This is a genomic window from Streptomyces capoamus (assembly GCF_014654935.1).
Classification (GTDB): Bacteria; Actinomycetota; Actinomycetes; order Streptomycetales; family Streptomycetaceae; genus Streptomyces; species Streptomyces capoamus.
On sequence record NZ_BNBF01000014.1, the window covers coordinates 189,253 to 192,466 of the forward strand.

A 3,214-nucleotide genomic window follows, 5' to 3' on the forward strand; every position below is an offset into this window, starting at 1 on the left:
GCTCGTAGGCGACGACGACCCCGGGCTCGACGGCGAGGACGTTGCAGCCGTCGTCCCACTGCTCGCGTTCGGCCGCGTGCACGTCCTGCGTGGCGGTCAGCACCCGGATCTCGCCGAGGCCGAGCGCGGCGGCGATCGCCCGGTGCATGTGCTCCGGCGGGTGGTCGGTGACCTTCAGCTCGCGCTCGCCGACCCCCGGTTCGATCGTGTACGAGCGGAGCATGCCGAGGCCGGCGTACTGGGTGAAGGTGTCGCCGTCGACCATGGTCATCACCGTGTCCAGGTGCATGAAGGCGCGCCGCTTGGGCATGTCCAGCGCGACGATCGTGTGCGCCGAGCCGGCCGCGAACAGCTTGTGCGCCAGCATCTCCACGGCCTGGGGGGTGGTGCGCTCGCTCATGCCGATCAGGACGGCGCCGCTGCCGATCACCAGGACGTCACCGCCCTCGATGGTGGAGGGATAGTCCGCCTGCCCCCGGGACCACACATGGAACGTTTCGTCACGGAACAGCGGGTGGTGGCGGTAGATCGCCTCGAAGTGGACGGTCTCCCGCTGCCGGGCGGGCCGTCTCATGGCGTTGATGGAGACGCCGTCGTAGATCCACGCCGAGGTGTCGCGGGTGAACAGGTGGTTGGGCAGCGGTGGGAGCAGGAAGTCGTCCAGCTCCATGACGTGGAAGCGGACCGAGGTCGGTTCCGCGTGCTCCGCGAGGAACTCCCGCTTGGTCATGCCGCCGACCAGGGCCTCGGCCAGTTCGCCCGGGGTCATCCGGTCGAAGGAGGCGCGCAGGTGGTCGGTGGCGAGGGGGCCGTACTCCTTCTCGTCGAAGACCCGGTCCAGGACGAGCGCGCGGGCCGCGGGCAGCGCCAGGGTCTCGGCGAGCAGGTCCCCGAAGAGGTGGACCTCGACCCCGCGGTCGCGCAGCACGTCGGCGAACCCGTCGTGCTCGGCACGCGCCCGGCGCACCCAGAGCACGTCGTCGAAGAGAAGGGCGTCCTTGTTGCTGGGGGTGAGCCTTTTGAGCTCAAGATCCGGCCGGTGCAGGATGACGCGGCGCAGCCGCCCGGCCTCGGAGTCGACGTGGAATCCCATGCCTTCATCCTGACCACCGGGACGGCTCTTCATCCTCCGCTCGGCGGTTTCCGCACCAGCCGGTTTCCGCACCGGCAGGGGCCGCGACCGGGATGCGGTCCGGCGGGGGCGTGGACGGGTCAGCCCGGGCCGGGCGACGGCAGGGCCGGGCGTCGCTCGTCCGCGCCGCGCAGGAACGCCTCCAGCGCCGACAGGTCGGTCCGCTCCAGCTCCTCGTCCCGGAGCACGATCCGCAGCTCCGGGCAGACGGCCGGGTCCTGGCGCAGGCTCTCGGTGAAGGTCTCCGCGATCAGCGACAGCAACTGGGTGTGGTCCAGCTCCACCAGCCGGGACAGGCCGGCGCCGATCAGTGGAACCGCGACCGGTTTGAACAGGCCGTGCAGGGCGACCACCGGCCACAGGCGGGTCAGGCTCAGCCGCAGGTCGGCCGGCGCCGACCGGGCGCGCAGGTCGTTGCCCAGCCGGGAGTAGGCGAGGGCGAAGACCCGGCGCTTGCCGACCGGGACCGGCACGGTCGTACCGATCGGATAGCGGGTGCGCCGGCCGCGCGGCTTGGCCCGCACGCTCTCGGTGGCCAGCGGGGTCACCTCCCGGAGCCCGCGGCGCACATGCTCGTCCAGCAGCCGGTGCCGGCCTTCGAAGAGGCGGTCGACCAGCTGGCCCTGCACGCTCTCCCGGCTGATGACGACGTCGTCGGGGGAGGTGTCGAAGGTGTCGGAGAACCCCACGACCAGGTTGGCGTCCTCCTGGTCGAACAGGTCGCCGCGCACCACGACGACGTCCACCCGCAGCCCGCGCAGGGTGTGCCGCAGCAGTTCGTCGCGGTGCCGCTCGCGCAGCCGGGCGTTCAGCCGGGCGAGGACGGCGGCGGCCTCGGGGTCGTCGGGGCGTTCCCGGGCGCTCTGTTCGGCCACCGGCAGGGCGAGGTCGTCGCGGCCCAGCGCCGAGTGGCCGGCGATCAGCTCCCGCAGCGCGGTTTCCCTGAGCCGGGTCAGCCGCCGGACCGGTGCGCGCGCGAACTCCTCGTCCCGCACCTCGGTCAGCGGCCGGCCGCGCCACAGCCGCAGGGCGTCCGTGAGCAGCCGGACGGCCGAGGCCGGCGCCGCCCGCAGCGCGTCGCCCACCAGGCGCGTGAACTCGGCGCTGTCCAGCTCGTCGTCGGCGAGGTCGAGCCGGTAGGTGCTCTCGGCGCCGCGCGGGGTCGGCAGCCGGCCGGTGCGCACGATCCGGGCGCCGTGTCCCGGGCCGGCCCGGTCGAACGCGCGGCGCAGCTCCAGGATCCGTTTCTGCACCTCGTTGCGGTTGCGCAGGTCCTGGTGCGGCAGTTCCACGGTCGGCTGCCAGACGTCCCGGTACAGCCGGCGCGCGGTGACGGCCTCGCCTTCGGCGGCGACCAGCCGGGCCAGCAACCGGGCGGTGAGCGGGGTGAGGCGTACGGCGTCGCCGTTCACGTCCAGCCGGACGGGGCCCAGAATGCTCACCCGTATGCACGGTGCACGGGTCTGCACGCCCCTCGCCCCCTCCGCCGCGTGACGTCCCGTCGACAGTGCGGTCAGCGTACCAAGGGGCGGTGGAGGCGTTCAGGCGATCGGCCGGCGGACCGTGAAGCGGTACGGGCCCGTCCCCCGACTGTGGACGGCCACCGGGCCCGTACCGCGGCTCAGCGGACCGGCGGGGTCACCCCTCCGGTGCGGCCGTACGCCGACAGGTGGCGGTACGGCCAGGTCTGGAGCCAGTCGGAGCGGGTGTCGTCGACCGCGCAGCCCGCCAGCCTCAGCCGCTCGGCGATCTTGCGCAGCGCGGCCTCCGTGCCGTCGAACCGGATGACGTTGCGGCCCGCGATGTCGGCGATCGGGCGCAGTTCCCCGACCTCCACCATCACGGTGCGCTCCGGGTAGGCCATCAGCACCATGCCCAGTTCGATGAGCACGTTGGGCCGCGGCTGACCGGTGGGCCCGGTCTCGTACGGCGGCTCGTTCCTGCCGTGCAGATCCGGGTGGAGCCGGACGACGTCGTCCGGGGTGAGCAGTACGAGGGCCGCCTGGGCGAGCGCGGGGGCACCGGCGACGACCTCGCCGAGGAAGGGTGCCGTCTTCCCGGTGGCCTCGACCAGGTACTCCC

3 protein-coding genes are annotated in these 3,214 nt (G+C 73.2%); all 3 read right to left on the reverse strand.

Annotation, left to right across the window (positions count from 1 at the left end):
- Nucleotides 1–1,093: arginine deiminase (locus tag IE312_RS22465; protein WP_229900289.1), on the reverse strand; the 1,093-nt coding region annotated here is incomplete at its 3' end.
- 119 nt (nucleotides 1,094–1,212) lie between these two features.
- Complete coding sequence (locus IE312_RS22470; protein ID WP_229900290.1) at nucleotides 1,213–2,574, reverse strand: AfsR/SARP family transcriptional regulator; 1,362 nt, start codon at nucleotides 2,572–2,574, stop codon at nucleotides 1,213–1,215.
- Between the two features lie 179 nt (nucleotides 2,575–2,753).
- On the reverse strand, nucleotides 2,754–3,214 hold a 461-nt coding region (locus tag IE312_RS41350), incomplete at its 5' end, for a TIR domain-containing protein (protein WP_229900291.1).